Source organism: Nocardia sp. NPDC005978 (assembly GCF_040614455.1).
Taxonomy (GTDB): Bacteria; Actinomycetota; Actinomycetes; order Mycobacteriales; family Mycobacteriaceae; genus Nocardia.
Genome location: NZ_JBEXUS010000150.1, coordinates 1 through 16464, shown reverse-complemented (window position 1 = coordinate 16464; position 16464 = coordinate 1). Strand labels below are relative to the sequence as shown.

The window sequence follows — 16464 nt, the reverse complement described above, 5'->3', positions numbered from 1 at the left end:
CATCTCGGATCCCCAACGTAAATCACCAAGGCACCACGGGCGACCTCAGCCGCCTGGCCGGTGCGCGCGCACCGCAGCCGGAAGTTCGCGTCGGCTATGCGGGGGCGAGCGCGCGCGCGTTGTGCAGCGCGGTGCGCAGCTGGCGGGCCGCGGGCAGCACCTCCTCGTGCATGCGCAGGCCCAGCGGGGTCAGCGCCACGCTGCGGCTGTTGCGTTCGAACAGCGGTGCGCCGACGCGGCGTTCGAGTTTGCGAATGATCTGGCTGACCCGGCCGGTGCTCACGTGCATGCGATCGGCGGTGCGGCCGAAGTGCAGTTCTTCGGACAGGGTCAGAAACGCCTCCAGCTCGGGTCTTTCCAGCATGGGGGTCCTCCGGGTCGGTGTGCGCGTCGAGTACGGGACACGGTGGGCGGCCGCGATGTGACCGGCGCTGCGCGTGAGACGGGACACAGTGCGGCGATTCGCAAGTTTGCTGTGGATACGCCGGATCGGAGATTCGATGTGGTTCGTGCTCGGTTTCCGGACGGTCGGCGGGCATGCGCGGCGTGCTTCGCGCGCGGCGAACCGAACGCGCCGGGTGTGGCCGAAAGGGAGTCCGCTCCTATCTCGGGCAAAACTCCAGATATGAAACAGGCCAGGCGGTTTGGTTGCAAATGTGGCCGCGCGCGTCGTTCGTGTCCGGCGAGATCCGCGGGTTTCGGTATGTCACGCTGGGGGTATGGACCAGACCCGGTTGGCGCGGGCGGAATCCGACGCTCCGGCCGGTGCCGGACTGGCGGGGTATGTCGGCGGCTGGATGCTGCTCGCCGCGGTCGCGCTGACCGCGATCTTCGCGCGTGAACTCGTGCTCGACAGATTCCTGAACGGCTGTCTCATGCTGTCCGGCGTGGTGGCCGCGCTCGGTATCGCCATGCTGTTGCTGGGAAGGCGTACGCCGAGTTGGCTGCTCAACGCCGCACCCCTGCTCATCATCGTGCTCGGCACGATTCCGGACTCGGGGGAGACCCTGCTGGTGTGGGCGGTGCTCTACGCCGGCTGCCTGCTGACCGAAGCCGCGACGCTGCTCACCACGGCGGCGGCGGTGGTGATCTTCGGGGCGGGCGCGGTGGTGATCGGCGACGCCCGCGATGTCGCGCTGTGGTGCCAGGTCAGCGCCTCGCTGATCCTGGTGTGCTGTGTCATCGTGCAATTGCGCAGACGCATAACCGGTCTCGTGTCCGCGCTGGACGAGCAGGCCAGCTGCGACGGTCTCACCGGCCTGGCGAATCGGCGGCGCTTCACCGAGCGCCTGGAGAACGAGGTCGCCGCGCACATCCGGCACGGCCGCCCGCTGGCGGTGTGGTTCCTGGATATCGACGAGTTCAAGCACATCAACGACGTGCACGGCCACACCGCCGGTGACACCGCCCTGCGCAATCTGGCCCCGCTGCTGCTCGATCGCATGCGCCCCAACGACCTGGTGGCCCGCACCGGCGGTGAGGAGTTCGCGGTGATCCTGCCCGACACGACGGCCGCCGAGGCCGCCGTCTGGGCCGAGGCCCTGCGCGCCGAGATCGAGTCCTCCGCTCGCGCCTGGCCGGTGGCGCTCACCGTCAGCATCGGCGTGGCGGCCACCCCCGATTTCGAGGCTCCCGACCTGTTCCGCGCCGCCGACATCGCCCTGCATTCGGCGAAACGCCAGGGCCGCAACACCGTTCGCACCGCCGTCGCGGCTCGCGGCGCGGGCGGCGCGCCGGCTCGATAGCGCTTCGACCGGGCTTCGCGGCCCCGGCGAAACGTCGGATCGGGGCCGCTTCCGGCTCACCCGCCTGTGCGCACATCGAGCGCCGGCTGCCGGTCTCCCGGCGGGCCGGGCTGTCGGCGGGTAGCCGGCGCGACGCGCGGTGGCCGGGGTCGGAGCCGGTCAGGCCCCGTCGTGGGTCAGGTGGAGATACGCGGTGTCCAGGGGGATGTCCACCGCGAACCAGGCCGCGGGGCGGTCGTCGTCGCGGGGGGACCAGGCGGTCGCGATGCACATGCGCGCCACCTCGGTTCTCGCCAAACCCGGGAGATGCCAGGTGATTCGGGACGGGGGGTCGTAGCTCGCGCCGTATTCGGCGGGGGCGTCGGTGGGGTAGGTGGGCATGACGTCGGCCCAGTCGCCGGGCATGAGGCGGCCGTCGGCGGCCTGCATGGCGAGCAGTTCGGTGTCGGGGCCGCCGACCGAGACCATGAAATGGTCGTTCTCGATGGTGACCGCGGCCAGGCACTCGCCGGGGTCGGGGCCGCCGACCGCGTCGGCGGGGAAGTCGGTGAGGGCGACCGAGAAATCCAGGTCGGCGACGGGGCCGTGCGCCTGGACCTGCCAGATGGCGGCCCACAGGGGTACCGCCGCGCCGCCGTCCCAGGCCGGCACGTCGATGCTGCCGATCAGCAGATCCACTGTCGCGGACGGATGTCCCCACCGATGCAGTTGTGAGCCGTTCGGCAAGCGCCACACCGTATCCGGGCCGGGCGGCAGCACCTCCGATCCGAGGGCTACGGAGAAGCCGACGATGCCGAGGGGCGTATCGATCACGGCGGGGCGACGGTCCGCCTGTGTCAGATGGTCGGTGGGGAGCATGTGTCAATCATGCAGGCCGGTGGTCCGTGTCCTGTCCACAAGTCCGGGAATCGGGTGCGAGGATTGTGCGAACGCCGCCCCCGGCGCATACCGGGCGAATCGGGTTTCGACGTGCTGGAACGCCCGGTGATCAGCGGCTCGTGGCCGGGCCGGTGCGGGTGGTTCGCGTAACGGACCCGCCCGCGACCCCGACAGATCCGGTGGAGGCCGACCGGTCGGCGCTGTCCACAGCGCCCGGCGGCTACGCAAGCGCAGCTCGTAATCGACCGCCCGAGTGGAGTGGAGTACGACGATGAAACGCACGATCCGGTTCCTGACCGCCGCGGCTTTCCTCGGTGCGGGCGCGATCGTCACCGCCGCACCGGCCACCGCCGACAACCCCGGTGGCCCCTGTCAGCTGGGTTGGTCCAACGTCGAGCCCCGCTCGTGCGTGCAGAACAGCTTCAACCTGCCGCCGACCTTCTCTGTCGGAAACGGCATCTGCGCAGGACTTTTCACCACCGGCGGCACGGCGTTCGACGGCCCGCTCTACCAGTATTCCGAGGCTCCCGGTGCGGAACACGCCGTGGTGCTGCGCATCACCCAGGGCTTCTCCCCGGTCGGCACCTGGGGCCCGCAGCTCCTGGCCTGCGACGTGACCGCCGTCGTCGACTGGTTCAACCACGACACCGGCCAGGGCGGCAGCGTCAGCCAGTTCATCCCCGCCGGCCAGCGCTCCGCCCCCGCGATCCTGGTGGCCTACACCGGCCCCGGCCGCGTCCAACTGACGGTCCGCACCGACCGCCCCAACATCCCCGCCGCGGCGGAGGTGTTCGTCCCGTAGTCCCTCGACTACCTGGGCAGGGTTTTCGAGAAACCGGGGTGCTGTCGTCCACGGACGAGGGGTACGGCAGCACTCCGGTAATCCATTCGGCCGCAGCGGATTTCGCGCGGTCACCGGGTATCGGACATCCCGCGTTCGTGCGGCTCAACCCATCGGTGAGCTGATACCCGCACCGTGCAGGACGGTGTCGACCGTCGATTCGACGTAGGCGGCCGTGAGGGGTTCGTCGCGGAATATCAGTCGGAACCACAGCGCGCCCGCCAGCATGTCCATCAGGGCGGCGGGGTCGGCGTCGGCGGACAGCTCGCCGCGTTCGATCGCCCGGGTGAAGATGGGCTGTTCGCGGCCCAGGCGATCGGCGAAGAAGCTATGCCCGGCGGCCGCCAGCCGGGGCCGGGACGGTGCTGCGGCGAGAACCGCGGTGGCGATGGGTGCTGTCGCCGGTCCGGTGAGCAGGCGTGCGATGTCGCCGGCCACCGCGAGAAGGTCGCCGCGCAGGGTTCCGGTATCGGGGATGGTGATCGCGAGGACGTCGGCGGCGGTGAGGGCGGCGGCGAGGAGATCGTCCTTGGCCGGCCACCAGCGATAAAGGGTGGTCTTGTTGACCCCGGACCGCTGGGCGACCGCCTCCATGGTCAGGCCGTCGTAACCCTGGGCGGCCAGCAGTTCCAGGGCCGCGGCGTAGATCTCGTCGGCTCGCCGTGGGCCGGCGCCGGTACGCCGGGCGGGGAATGTCATGCACCGAGAATACAACGCAACGTTGCGTTGCGGGGAACTACGCGCTACCGTTTGCAACGCAACGTTGCGTTGCATTATGGAAGGTGGGGCAATGACAGATTCGGTACCCGTGGTGTTCGTCCACGGCATACGACTCAGCGGTGCGGCGTGGACGACGGTCGCCGAGCGCGTGGGACGCGACCGAGCCGTGCGCGCAGTCGATCTCCCGGGACACGGGGCGCGGCGCGGGGGAGTGTTCACGCTGCCAGGCGCCGCGGCCGCCGTGCTCGACGCGGTGGACGAGGTGGGCGGCCGAGCGCTCGTGGTCGGTCATTCGCTCGGCGGTTACGTGGGGATCGCCGCCGCCGCGAAGGATCCCGGCCGGGTCGCCGGACTGGTGGTGGCCGGCTCGACCACGGTGCCGAGTCCCGCCGCTACGGCACCGTTCTCGGTCATGCACCGGGTGCTGACGTCGCGCCGCGATGGTGGAAAGCGCGCCAGTGAACGCTTGTTCGGCGCGGTGCTGCCCGCGCCCGTGGCCACCGCGATCAGCGCAGGAGGCATCGCCACGGAGGTGATCCCCGACGTGGTCCGAGCCCTGCGCGGATTCGATGTACTCCATGATCTCGCGGCCTATCCGGGCCCGGTGTGGTTGATCAACGGCGGGCACGACCATTTGCGCTGGCACGAACGACGTTTCGCGGCGGCAAACCCCGACGCACGATTGATCGTGGTGCCCGGCGGCGGTCACTATCTGCCGATGGCGCGACCGGTGGAGTTCGCTCGCTTGGTCCGGGATGCGGCGGCCGCTGTTCCTGGCGTACGGGTTTGACCGTGGGGTAGTCGGACCCGTACGCCGGCTGATGCCTGGACTAGCGAATTCGCTAGTGGGGGAGCAGAGTTCCGGTCAGGTGGTCCCAGGCCACGTGGGCGTGCAGGCGGACCCCGGTCACCAGGGTGTCGTCGTCCGCGTAGAAGTGGGGGTTGTGGTTCATGAAGAGGCCGCGGCCGCCGGGGGTGGGGGACGGGAGGCCGGTGGGGGTCAGGTCGGCGTCCTGCACGCCGAGGGTTACGTAGAGGCCGCCGTACTTGTTGACGAACTCCGAGACGTCGTCGTAGCCGAGGGTCGCGGAGGTTTCGACCACGTGGCCCGCGCCGGCCACGCGCTCGAAGGTGGGGAGTGCGGCGTCCATCCAGGACTGTTCGTTGTGGACGGCGGGGACGTCCTGCAGGAACTCGGTGACGGCGGTGCAGTTGTAGGCCTGGGCGGTGTGCCCGGCGAGGGTGTCCACGCGACGCTGGACATCGCTCATATCGTCTTCGACGGCGCAGCGGATGGTGCCCCAGAGGGTCACGGTGCGGCCGATGATGTTGAAGCGGCCGACGTCCTGGACGTGGCCGATGGAGATGGTGACGGGGTCGAAGGCGTTGATCTGGCGGTAGAGCTGGCCGATGCCGGTCAGGATCGCGCCCGCGGCGGGCATGGGGTCGATGCCCATCCACGGGGTGGAGCCGTGCACCTGCTCCCCGGTGATGGTGATCTTGATCAGCGTGGAGGCGCCGAACTGGTTGCCGACCCGATATCCGATGTAGCCCTTGGGATACGGGGTGACGTGGAAGCCGAAGGCCATGCTCGGTTCGGGGTCGTCGAGCGCGCCCTGCGCGAGCATCTCCCGGGCACCGCCCGCCTCGTCGACCGGCGGCCCCTCCTCGGCGGGCTGGAAGACGAAAAGCACCGTGCCGGGCAGGCTTTCGCGCACCTCGGCCAGCACCGTGGCCGCGCCCAGCAGCATCGCGGTGTGGCAGTCGTGCCCGCACGCGTGCGAGACCGGGAACGGCCCGCCGGGGTAGTCCTCGTCCACGACGTGTGAGGCGAAGTCGACCCCGCACTCATCCGGGACCGGGAGCGCGTCGATGTCCGCGCGCAACGCGACGACCCGCTCACCGCCCTGCCCGCCGCGCAGCACCCCGACCACCCCGTGCCCGGCGATCCCGGTCCGCACCTCGTCCAGGTACAGTCCGCGCAGGTGTTCGGCGATCAGCGCGGCGGTCTCGCGCTCGCGGTTCGACAGTTCCGGATGCGCGTGCAGATGCCGCCGCCAGGTCACCACCTGATCCGCGACGGCCGCAGCGCGCCGGTCGAGTTCGTCGTGCATCGATGCGTTCAAGAGGTACTCCGCTCTTCGCCGGTATCGGGTCCGTGCCGCACGCTCAGGGCAATCGCTCCATTGTCGGGGACCAGCCGTCCGGGTCCCGGTGTTCGCGGTGCCCGCGGGGGATTCACGACCTGGTGAGCGCCGGGGTCGGGCCCTCGTCGGTGTGCAGCCGCACTGCCGACGCGGTGGCGCTCATCAGGGCGTTGCGGAAGCGCCCGGTCCCGGTGAATTCCTGTACCAGGGAACGCAATCGCGGTGAGCGGCTGTCGAGCGCGTCCCACTCGTCCTGGTCGATGACCACGAATCCGTGGTATTCCCTGGGCGTCTCGCTCAGGCCCTCGGGTTGCCAGCCCAGCCGCGGGGTACTGGCGAGGTGGGCGGTGAGATCGGCGCACGCGCCGTCGGCCGCGCACAGGCGCAGCGGCACCTGATCGGCGGCGTAGTCGAAATCGCGCGTGGTCAGGGTCCACCCGGCCGGATCGCGGTATCCGTAGTCCAGCCCGCTCGGTGGCGCGAGCGTGGCGGCGGACATGTCCGCGGGGCGGTTGTCCAGCGTCTCGGCGACGAGTTCGCGATCGGTGGCCGTGAACTCCCACCCGGCGGCCGGGTCGATCGGTTTGTGCCAGTAGCCGGTTCGGCCGCCGTCCCGGCCCTCCACGCGCAGTTCGCGCTGGAAGGATCTGCCGCCGGTCTGATGGATGCTGATGGCGGCGGTGATGTCGCCCGGGATCTTGGGCTGGCGTATCCAGCCGGGCGGCGGCAGCTGGATATTGGCGTATTGGGCGAAGAACGGGCGCAACTGCTGGAAGCGCGCGAACTCGCCCTCGAAATTGTTCGGCGCCGAATCATGCGCCGTTTGATCCTCGTACGAGTACGAGAAGAACACGGTGTCGGCCCCGGAGATGTCGAAATCCCAGAGCCGGGTGTACATGTCGCCGTATTCGTTGACCATGAAGGTCGTCGATCCCGCGGCGCTGAGATTCACCGCCCGGAATCGCCCGTTGAGCGGGCCGGGCATTTCGAAACTGTAATCATCCGAGAACGTAGGATTATCGGGATGCAGCGGATGCGCGCCCGGTAGCCACGGATCGAGAATGGTGATCCGATCGCCCTCGGCGGACAGCACGAAGACCGTGTCCACACCCGCGCCGCCCACCGGCTGCTCCTGCCCGGCGGTGTCGGTCCAGAATCCCTCCTGCCGGAAGGGAATCAGTTCCACGTAGCGCGGATCGAGCCAGGACAGACTCCAGGCCCGTGCGGCCGGGCGCACCCGCTGACCCGCCGGGTTCAGCCAGGTGGGCGAGCCGAACCTGGCTGTCCACCACCAGAGTTCCGGGGTTTGATCGGCCGATTCCAAGGTGTAGACGTGGCCTTCGGGGCCGGTGGCGACGAGGCGGCCGCCGTCGACGGAGATGCCGGTGATCTGGCCCACCAGGCAATTCGGCAGTGGCGGGACACGCCAGCCCGATTCGCCGTCGACGGCTCCGACGTACAACCGCCCGTCCAGGAGCGCGTACTGCCAGACCTCGTTGAATCCACCTGCGGTGGTGCGCAGCTCGATGCGCCGGGGCAGCCGGGATGTCACCTCGGCGGGCGCGTGCGGCATCGTCCACAACCCGATTCCGGTGCTGGGGAAGTGCATCGGTAACGGCCAGGCGCCCGCGCGCCCGGGCAGACTCAGTGCCGCACAGCTGATCGGCGCGGGCAGCACCCCGAAGGGCAGCCATTCATCCGCCCGCGCGGCCCCCGGGGTCGAAACCGTTGCCGCCGCAATGGCTGCGGCGGCCACCGCTCTTCTGCCGATCATCGGGATATTTCCATCCTTTCACTCGGTGAACGCACGGAAGCTCGAACTCGCAAGAAAGAGAAAGGCATACGATTCATTCGCGTGTGGTGCACCCGCCATCGGCGAAAACGTCAGATGGGAATTAGGTGACCCCGGCTGAATATTCGGCAGCAGGTTATCACTACGGGATTCGAATCGGGTGTGCAGGCGCGCCCGGTATTTCAGGCTCGGAATACGAATACTCGGAGTATCAGGAAACGCGCGCCGCCGACCGCCGCCATCAGCGCCACCAGTGCGAGCGCCTGTGTGGCGTCGCCGAGACCCGGTGCCCAGAACTCCAATCCGGCCAGCGCGGCGGTGCTGATCAGCATGCCGATCAAGGCCAGCGCCCCGCCCTCGCACTGCGCCTTGAACCAGCCGACCCCGCCTGCGGCGCGGAAGGTCAGGCGGCGGTGCAACTCGTTCGCGATGACCGTGCTCACCAGGGAACCGGCGACATTGGCGGCCAGCGGGCCGATCTCGGTCAGTGCCATGAACAGCAGGACGTAGGCGATGTTGCTGGAACCGCCGACCGCGGCGAAGCGAATCAGCTGGGCGAAGACGTGATCGCCGGTCAGGTAGCGCCGCACACCGGCCCGGCGGCCGCGCGGCATCGCGCGCCGCAGGCCGTCGATGATCGACGTGGCGTCCAAGCCCTGCCAGGGCGCGGTGGCGGCGTACGCGGTGCTGTTCACGAGGTAAGAGTCACCCCCTCCGCTTACACGGGACTGACACCCGACTGACATGGCCACTGACACACTGTTTCGACTGCTCGGGCCCGGTTTTCTCATCGGTCGAACGGGCAATTCGGACATCGGCCACGGTGTGGCGTCCGGTCGGCGTGGCAAGATCGCCCGGGTGCAGATCGGGATCCTGGGACCATTCGAAGTTCGCACGGCCGACGGCGTACTCGCCGACGTGCCGGGCGCGCGGCTGCGCGGGCTGTTGACGGCCCTCGCCCTCGAAGCCGGTCACGCGGTCCCCAAGGCGACGCTCATCGACTGGATCTGGGGTGACAATCCGCCCGCCGACGCGGCGAATGCCCTGCAACGCTTGGCCTCCCGGCTGCGCAAGGTGCTGCCCGCGGGATCGGTGGAGGGTCGGTCGGACGGCTACCGGCTCCGCGTGGAGCCCGAGGACGTGGACGCGGTGCGGTTCGAGCGCCTGGTCGCGCAGGCGCGGGGTGATCAGGATCCGCTGCGCCTGCGCGAGGCGCTGGGGCTGTGGCGCGGTGCGGCCATGCAGGACATCGGATTACAGGACAGCGCGGCCTTCGACGCCGCCGTCACCCGTCTCGACGGCCTGCGCCTGGCCGCGCTGGAGGACCGCTTCGACGCCGAGGTGGCCGCGGGCCACGGCGCGGACGTGGTCACCGACCTGACCGACCTGGTGGCCGCGCATCCCATGCGCGAACGCCTGGTGGCCGCGCTCATGCGGTCGCTGGTCGCGACCGGCCGCGACACCGAGGCGGTCCTGGCCTACGAGCGCACCCGCGAAACCCTGGCCGACGAGCTGGGCGTGGATCCGGCGCCGGAACTCTCGGAGCTGCACCTCGCGCTGCTGCGCGGGGAGATGACGCGGCGACAGGAGCAGCGGCCCACCAATCTGCGGGCCGAACTGACCAGCTTCGTCGGCAAGGACGCCGATCTGGCCGCGGTCCGGGAGCTGAGCGCCGGGCACCGGCTCACCACGTTGATCGGGCCGGGCGGCTCGGGCAAGACCCGGCTGGCCACCGAGACCGCGCGCACCCTGCTCGGCGATCTCCCCGACGGGGTCTGGGTGGTCGAGCTGGCCGCGCTGGGCGCCGACGCCGGCGACGGGAACGGCATCGCCCGGGCGACACTGGCCGCGCTCAAACTGCGGGACGCGCTGCTGAGCGAGGCCACCGACGCCGAACCGCTGGACCGGGTCGTCGCCGCCGTGCGCGAGCGCTCGATGCTGATCGTGCTCGACAACTGCGAGCACGTCATCGAGTCCGCCGCCGCCTTCGCGCACCGGGTACTGGGCGAATGCCGCCGCCTGCGCATCCTCGCGACCAGCCGTGAGCCGCTGGGCATCACGGGCGAGGCGCTGTGGCCGGTCGCCCCGCTCGCGCTGCCCGCGCCCGAAGCGGGTGCGGCCGCCATCGAAGCCGCGCCCGCGGTGCGGCTGCTGCGCGACCGGGCCGCCGCCGTGCGCCAGGACCTGGGCTCGGACGCGCACACCCTGGCGACGCTGGCGCGCGTCTGCCGGGCGCTGGACGGAATGCCGCTCGCGATCGAACTGGCCGCGGCCCGGCTGCGCACCATGTCCCTCGATCAGCTCGCGCACGGACTCGACGACAGGTTCCGGCTGCTCACCGGCGGCAGCCGGACCGCGCTGCCCCGGCACCGGACCCTGCGCGCGGTGGTCGACTGGAGCTGGGAACTGCTGACCGACGCCGAGCGCGCGGTGCTGCGCCGGCTGGCGGTGTTCTCGGGCGGGGCGAATCTGGCTGCGGCCGAACGGGTCTGCGCGGGAGACGGCGTGGAGTCCTACGAGGTGCTCGAATTGCTCACCGCGCTCAGCGAGAAGTCGCTGGTGCTGGCCGGAAGCGAAGGCGCGCAGCGGTATCGGATGCTCGGCACGATTCGCGAGTACGCCGCGCAGCGGCTGGCCGACGCCGGCGAGGGCGAGGCCGCCAGGCGTGCGCATCTGGCCTACTTCACCGATTTCGCCGATGCCGCGGAACCGCATCTGCGCCGCGCCGAACAGGTGCGATGGCTCGCGATCCTGGAGGCCGAGCACGACAACATCGCCGCCGCCATGCGCGGTGCGATCGATTCGCGGGACGCGGACGCCGCGATGCGCTTGGCCGCGGCCGCGGGCTGGTACTGGTGGCTCGGCGGGCACAAGGTCGAGGGCAACGATCTCATCCTGGCGGCCACGGCATTGCCGGGCGAGGTGGCCGATGAGACGCGGGCGGTGGTGTACTCGTTCGTCGTGCAGTTCCTGAGCTCGGGGCGGCAGGGCGATCAGTACCAGGCCGAGGACTGGATTCACAAGGCGTACGAGATCAGTCAGCGGGTCGAACTGCGCCATCCCGCAGCCAAATTCGCCGTCCCGCTGGAGCGCATGCTGCAGGCGCCCGGTGATTTCCTGTCCGCCTGGGCGGATCTGCTGGCCGACGACGACCCGTGGGTGCGCGCGCTGGCCCGATTGCAGCTGGGGAATCTGAGTATTCAGATCGGCCGCGGCGATCGGGAGGCCGATGCGCACCTCGCGGCCGCGCTGGCCGAGTTCCGGGAGATCGGAGATCGCTGGGGGATCTCGCTGGCGCTGACGATTCTCGCGAATCGTGTTGCCGTGCAGGGTGACCTAGCCGCCGCGTGCGAGCACTACGAGCGGGCCGTGACGGCGGTGGAGGAACTCGGCGCGATCGAAGACGTCGTACCGCTGCGTGCGCGCCAGGCCCAGTTGTACTGGCTGCTGGGCGATTCGGCGTCGAGCGCGGTGTCGATGGCGGCCGCGCAGCGGGCCGCCGATCGCGTCGCCTGGCCGGACATGCTGGCGGACCTGGCGCTGTCCAGGGCCGAACTCGCGCGCTGGGGCGATGATTTCGACCTCGCGCACCGGTATCTGGACCAGGTGCGCGCCGAGCTCGGCCCCGCCGCCGAGCGGGAAACCATCCGGGCGCCCATCGAAGATCTCCTGGGTTATCTCGCGGCGGATGTCGACACCGCGCGCGCACACCGCGCCGCGGCGGTGGCGGCGGCCGCGGCGGCCGGGCACCCGCCGCTGATAGCGCAGGTGCTGGTCGGCGTCGCGGATCTGGCGCTGCGGCGTGCGGACTACGAGCAGGCGGCGCGCCTGCTCGGGGCCGCGGCGGCGGTGCGCGGGCTGCCGGACCGTTCCCTGCCCGACACCGCTCGCATCGAAGCGGACGCGCGAAACCGCCTCGGCGACCTGAGGTTCGCCGAGGCGGTGGGGGAGGGGGAGCGGGCGCACTGGCCGGACCTGGCCGAAATCACGCTCGCTTCGTGAAAGTGGAACGCGCCCAGAGGTATCCGATCACCGCGATCGCCACGCACCAGCAGACGGCGGTGATCGCGTCACCGGCCTGCGGGGCGCCGTTCAGCAGCCCGCGCATCGTCTCGATGATCGGGGTGAAGGGCTGGTACTCGGCGAACTGACGCAGGCCCGGGCCCATCTTCTCGGCGGGGACGATGGCGCTGGAGAAGAACGGCAGCATGACCAGCGGCACGGACGCCAGGCCCGCGGTCTCGGGCGACTTGGCGAACAGGCCCAGTGCGATGGTGAGCCAGCCGGCCGCGAAGCCGAGCAGCACGACCATGCCGATCACGCCGAGCCAGTTCAGCGCGCTCGCCGACGGGCTGAAGCCCAGCAGGAACGCCACCCCGATCAGGGCCGCGATGGCGACCAGGTTGGTGAGCACGCTGGCCACCACGTGGCCGGTGAGCACCGCGCCCCGGGACACGTCCATGACCTTGAACCGATTGATGATGCCGTTGAGCATGTCCGAGTTCACCGCGGTCGCGGTGGCGCCGAGGCCGTAGCAGACGGCCAGCAGGATCAAACCCGGTGTGGCGTAGTCGATGTAGTCGACACCGACGTCGAACGCGTCGCCGAACATGTACACGAACATCAGCATGATGATGATCGGCATCAGCACCGCGTTGAAAACCGAGGTGGGATTGCGCGCGATGTGCTTGAAGTTGCGGCGCAGCATGACGATCGAGGGGGACTTGGTGCTCATTACGCGGAAACCTCCGTGGTGCGGCCGGTGAGGGCGAGGAAGACGTCATCGAGATCGGGGGTGTGGACGGAGAATTCGTCGGCGGCCAGGCCGTTCGCGTCGAGCCGGTCCAGCAGGGCGCGCAGCGAGGCGGTGCCCGCGTCGCTGGGGACCCGCAGGGTGAGGGCCTCGGGGTCGGTTGTCGAGTCCGGGAAAAGCGTTGCGGCGGCATCGAGTTGATCGGCGCCGGCGAAGCGCAGCCGGACGTGGGTGCCGGGGATCAGGCGCTTGAGCTCGTCCGGGGTGCCCTGGGCGACCAGGCGGCCCTGGTCCAGCACCGCGACCCGATCGGCCAGCTGATCGGCTTCCTCGAGGTACTGGGTGGTCAGGAAGATGGTGACGCCGTCGGTGGCGACGAGGTCGCGGATGATCGACCACATGGTGCGGCGGCTGCGCGGATCCAGGCCCGTGGTCGGTTCGTCCAGGAAGATGATGCGCGGGTTGCCGACCAGGGTCATCGCCAGATCGAGTTTGCGGCGCATACCGCCGGAGTAGGTCGAGGCCGGCTTGTCCGCGGCCTCCACCAGCTCGAAACGCTCGAGCAGGTCCGCGATGATCCGCTTACCCTCCCGGCCGGGAATCCCTTTGAGATCCACCATCAGTTCCATGTTCTCGTAGCCGGTGAGGAGTTCGTCGACGGCCGCGAACTGGCCGGTCACGCCGATCGCCCCGCGCACCGCCCGGGATTCGGTGGCGACATCGTGCCCGGCGACCCGGATCACGCCGTCGTCGGCGGTGATGAGGGTGCTGAGCACGTGCACCGTGGTGGTCTTGCCCGCGCCGTTGGGGCCCAGGAGGGAGAAGATGGTGCCCGCGGGAACGTTCAGGTCGATGCCGTCGAGCACGACCTTGTCCCCGTAGGCCTTTCGCAGTCCGGAGACCGTGATCGCTGTGTTCGTCATGGGAAGAACTTTCGCGGGGCGGCCTGACACTGCCCTGTCACGGAACTGACACGCGAACTGACACGGGACAGAGGTGGTGTCGTACCTGGTGGGGGCGGATTTTCGCCGGTCGCCGAGCCCGTGGCCGGACCCGTAGCGGTCGCTTCGGACCTGTCGGGCAACGCGGCGCCGCACGCGTCGGGCGCCCGGCGAAACAACCGGCGTTCGCGGTCGATCGGCACCCGGTTCTGCCGATCGCCGGGTGTCCAGGCCCAGCTGATCGGGCCCTGCCGACCCGGTTCCGGTCGGCGGCCGCGTGGACCGGGACCGCCTACTCGGGCACAGCGCCGCCGATGTTCGGCAGTGTGCGCAGTTGCCTGCGTGAGGTGACGCCCAGTTTGCGGAAGATGTTGCGCAGGTGCGCGTCCACCGTGCGCGGGCTCAGGAACAGTTGCGCGGCCACTTCTTTCGAGGTCGCGCCGGTCGCGACCAGGCGGGCGATGTGCAGTTCCTGCATGGTGAGCTGCTCGTGGCCCGGTTCGGTGCGGCTGCGAGCCTGCTCGCCGGTGGCGCGCAACTCGTCGGCGGCGCGCGCGGCGAAGCCGGACATGCCCAGCGCGGACAGGGATTCGTGGGCGACGCGCAGCTGCTCGCGGGAGTCGCGGCGGCGGCCCTGCCTGCGCAACCATTCGCCGTAGAGCAGATGGGCGCGGGCGCGAGCGGGCCGGATCGGCGATTTCGCCAGCTGGTCCAGGGCTTCCCGGTAGTCGTCTTCGTCGTTCGAGATCAGTGCTCGCGCGTAGGCGGCGACCCCCAGGCTCCACGGGGTGCCCGTGGCCTCGGCGCGCTCGGTCAGCTCCGCCGCGGCCCCGGCCGCGATCTCGTGCTCGCCGGTGCGCACGGCGGCCTCGACCGTTTCCGGGAGCGACATGGCGGTCAGAAACAGTGCCGGGTGGTCGGTGAGCCGCCGGGCGGCGGTCAGTGCCGCCGCGTAGTCACCCGCGGCGTTGCTCGAAACAGCCTGCGCCCAGTACACATTGCCGAGCCGGTGCTCCTCGCCGCGCGCCCGGGCCTCGGCCAAGGCGGGCGCTGCCAGTTCGGCCACCAGCGCGCGATCGCCGCGCAGCGCCGCGAGGTGCAGGCGCGGATAGGGCTGGGGTGCGGTGCCGAACGCGTCGGCAATGGCTTCCTCCTCCGCGATGGCGTCCGCGGCAGCGGCGAAATCGCCACTGTGCGCCGCGGCCACCGCGACCTGGGCGAGGCCGAGCCGCAACAGCATCGGTGAGCCGTGTGCGCGGCCCGTACTCACGAGCCGGTCGGTGATCCGGGCATGCGTGTCCAGATCCCACAGCTCACCGGCCAGGATGACCCCGAGCGCGGGTCGCCCGGTCCAGAGTTCACCGCCGTTGTCCGCCAGGATCGGCCGCAGGGCGGCCGCCGCGCCGCGGTGATCCGCCGCCGCCAGTGCGAGCATGCCATCCAGCAGTGTGTCTGCCGCGCGAGCGGGCTCGTGCGCGGGCGGGGCGGATCGGGCCGCCTCCACCACCAGGTCCATGACCCCGCTCGAACGGCCCACGTGCAGAGCCATTTCCAGTGCGTCCAGGAAGCAGTCCCGGGATCGGCTCGGATCGACCTCGGCCAGGCGGTGCGCGGCGCGCAGCATGAAAGCCGGTCCGTCACCGTCGATCTGCCGGATGGTGGCGAGTTGCCCGCGCAGTTGATCGACGCTCGCGCCGTGGATCACGCCGAGGGAGCCGTCGTCGATCGTGGTCAGCAGGCGTGCGGCGGCGTCGGTCGCCCCCGCCGCCACTTGCGCGCGCACGGCGGTGAGGGTGCGCTCGATCCGCCGTGCGGGATCGCGGGTGAGTTCGGCGGCGCGTGCGAGGAAGTCCGCGGATGCCGCGACGCCGCCGCGGGTTTCGGCCCGCGCGGCGGAGAGTTCGAGCTCCGTGGCGATGTCGTCGTCGGGACCGAGACTGGAGAGCGCGCGATGCCAGGCGCGGCGATCGGGGTCGGTGGCCGGATCGGTGGCCTCGGCCAGCAGCCGGTGTGCGGTGCGGCGCTGGTCCGGGTCGGCGCTGCGGTAGGCCACCGACCGTGCGATCGGGTGGCAGAAGCGCACGCGCGCACCGAATTCCACCAGGCCGCGCACGTCGATGGGCGCCGTCCGGTCCAGGCCCGAGCGTTCCACGGCCGCCCACAGCAGTCCGGCGTCTCCGGTCGGATCGGCGGCGGCGAGGGTCAGCAGCAGGCGATCACCGGGTGCGAGCCCGAGCATGCGGGTCCGGAAACTGTGCTCGAGCGCGGCCGTGACCGGGTACTCGCCGGGCAGCGCGAACCCGCCCGCCAGGCCCGCGCTGCGCGGTAGTTCCAGCAGCGCCAGCGGGTTTCCGCGCGCCTCGGCCAGAATCCGTTCGCGCACACGGCTGTCCAGCGGAGCGCGCAGTCCGGCGGCCAGGAGGTCGCGGGCTTCGGCGTCGTCGAGCGGTCCGATGTCGATCGTGGGCAGTGCGTCCAATGCCGTTGCGCGGTCCGGAATTCGGGAACCGATCAGCACGGCGATCGGCTCCGGGCCGATGCGTCTGCTCAGGAACGACAGCGCCAGCGCGGAGGCGTCGTCGAGCCATTGCGCGTCGTCCACCACACACAGCAGCGGCCGCTCGGCGGCCGCGGGGCCGCCCCGTT

General features: G+C 70.6%; 13 protein-coding genes. 4 read left to right on the top strand and 9 right to left on the bottom strand.

The annotated features are described in order from the left end of the window. Positions 1 to 94: 94 nt before the first annotated feature. Positions 95 to 364, bottom strand: coding sequence for a LysR family transcriptional regulator (locus ABZ319_RS37065; RefSeq protein ID WP_354991250.1), 270 nt, complete (start codon positions 362 to 364; stop codon positions 95 to 97). Positions 365 to 719: 355 nt separating this feature from the next. On the opposite strand from ABZ319_RS37065, the gene ABZ319_RS37060 reads away from it, so the two are divergent. Beyond that, positions 720 to 1745, top strand: coding sequence for a GGDEF domain-containing protein (locus ABZ319_RS37060; protein WP_354991249.1), 1026 nt, complete (start codon positions 720 to 722; stop codon positions 1743 to 1745). Between the two features lie 159 nt (positions 1746 to 1904). Here the strand turns inward: ABZ319_RS37060 and ABZ319_RS37055 are convergent, their stop codons facing one another. Then, positions 1905 to 2603 carry a hypothetical protein gene (locus tag ABZ319_RS37055; protein ID WP_354991248.1) on the bottom strand — a complete coding sequence of 233 codons (699 nt, stop codon included), beginning with the start codon at positions 2601 to 2603 and terminating at the stop codon, positions 1905 to 1907. Positions 2604 to 2895: 292 nt separating this feature from the next. Here ABZ319_RS37055 and ABZ319_RS37050 point away from each other — a divergent pair, with 292 nt between their 5' ends. After that, positions 2896 to 3426: a hypothetical protein gene (locus ABZ319_RS37050; RefSeq protein ID WP_354991247.1), complete on the top strand. Its 531-nt coding sequence runs from the start codon at positions 2896 to 2898 to the stop codon at positions 3424 to 3426. A 144-nt stretch (positions 3427 to 3570) separates the two neighbouring features. On the opposite strand, the gene ABZ319_RS37045 is transcribed toward ABZ319_RS37050, so the two are convergent. Further along, positions 3571 to 4164 carry a TetR/AcrR family transcriptional regulator gene (locus ABZ319_RS37045; RefSeq protein ID WP_354991246.1) on the bottom strand — a complete coding sequence of 198 codons (594 nt, stop codon included), beginning with the start codon at positions 4162 to 4164 and terminating at the stop codon, positions 3571 to 3573. A gap of 91 nt (positions 4165 to 4255) precedes the next feature. Here ABZ319_RS37045 and ABZ319_RS37040 point away from each other — a divergent pair, with 91 nt between their 5' ends. Then, on the top strand, positions 4256 to 4975 hold the full coding sequence (locus tag ABZ319_RS37040; RefSeq protein ID WP_354991245.1) for an alpha/beta hydrolase: 720 nt from the start codon (positions 4256 to 4258) through the stop codon (positions 4973 to 4975). Positions 4976 to 5027: 52 nt separating this feature from the next. On the opposite strand, the gene ABZ319_RS37035 is transcribed toward ABZ319_RS37040, so the two are convergent. From ABZ319_RS37035 to ABZ319_RS37025, 3 genes are all read right to left on the bottom strand, one after another. Beyond that, positions 5028 to 6311, bottom strand: a complete 1284-nt coding sequence (locus ABZ319_RS37035; RefSeq protein WP_354991244.1) for an amidohydrolase — start codon at positions 6309 to 6311, stop codon at positions 5028 to 5030. Between the two features lie 112 nt (positions 6312 to 6423). Continuing rightward, on the bottom strand, positions 6424 to 8106 hold the full coding sequence (locus tag ABZ319_RS37030) for a hypothetical protein (protein WP_354991243.1): 1683 nt from the start codon (positions 8104 to 8106) through the stop codon (positions 6424 to 6426). A gap of 200 nt (positions 8107 to 8306) precedes the next feature. Continuing rightward, entirely contained in the window at positions 8307 to 8738 is a 432-nt protein-coding gene (locus ABZ319_RS37025) for a GtrA family protein (protein WP_354991251.1), read from the bottom strand. A 130-nt stretch (positions 8739 to 8868) separates the two neighbouring features. Here ABZ319_RS37025 and ABZ319_RS37020 point away from each other — a divergent pair, with 130 nt between their 5' ends. Then, on the top strand, positions 8869 to 12126 hold the full coding sequence (locus ABZ319_RS37020) for a BTAD domain-containing putative transcriptional regulator (RefSeq protein WP_354991242.1): 3258 nt from the start codon (positions 8869 to 8871) through the stop codon (positions 12124 to 12126). Here ABZ319_RS37020 and ABZ319_RS37015 read toward each other — a convergent pair. From ABZ319_RS37015 to ABZ319_RS37005, 3 genes are all read right to left on the bottom strand, one after another. Continuing rightward, entirely contained in the window at positions 12110 to 12859 is a 750-nt protein-coding gene (locus tag ABZ319_RS37015) for an ABC transporter permease (protein WP_354991241.1), read from the bottom strand. The two genes, ABZ319_RS37020 and ABZ319_RS37015, sit on opposite strands and share 17 nt — an antisense overlap. Then, on the bottom strand, positions 12859 to 13800 hold the full coding sequence (locus tag ABZ319_RS37010) for an ATP-binding cassette domain-containing protein (RefSeq protein WP_354991240.1): 942 nt from the start codon (positions 13798 to 13800) through the stop codon (positions 12859 to 12861). Before ABZ319_RS37010 ends, ABZ319_RS37015 begins: the two co-directional genes overlap by 1 nt. 310 nt (positions 13801 to 14110) lie before the next feature. Further along, a partial coding sequence (locus ABZ319_RS37005; RefSeq protein ID WP_354991239.1) for a LuxR C-terminal-related transcriptional regulator occupies positions 14111 to 16464 on the bottom strand: 2354 nt, incomplete at its 5' end.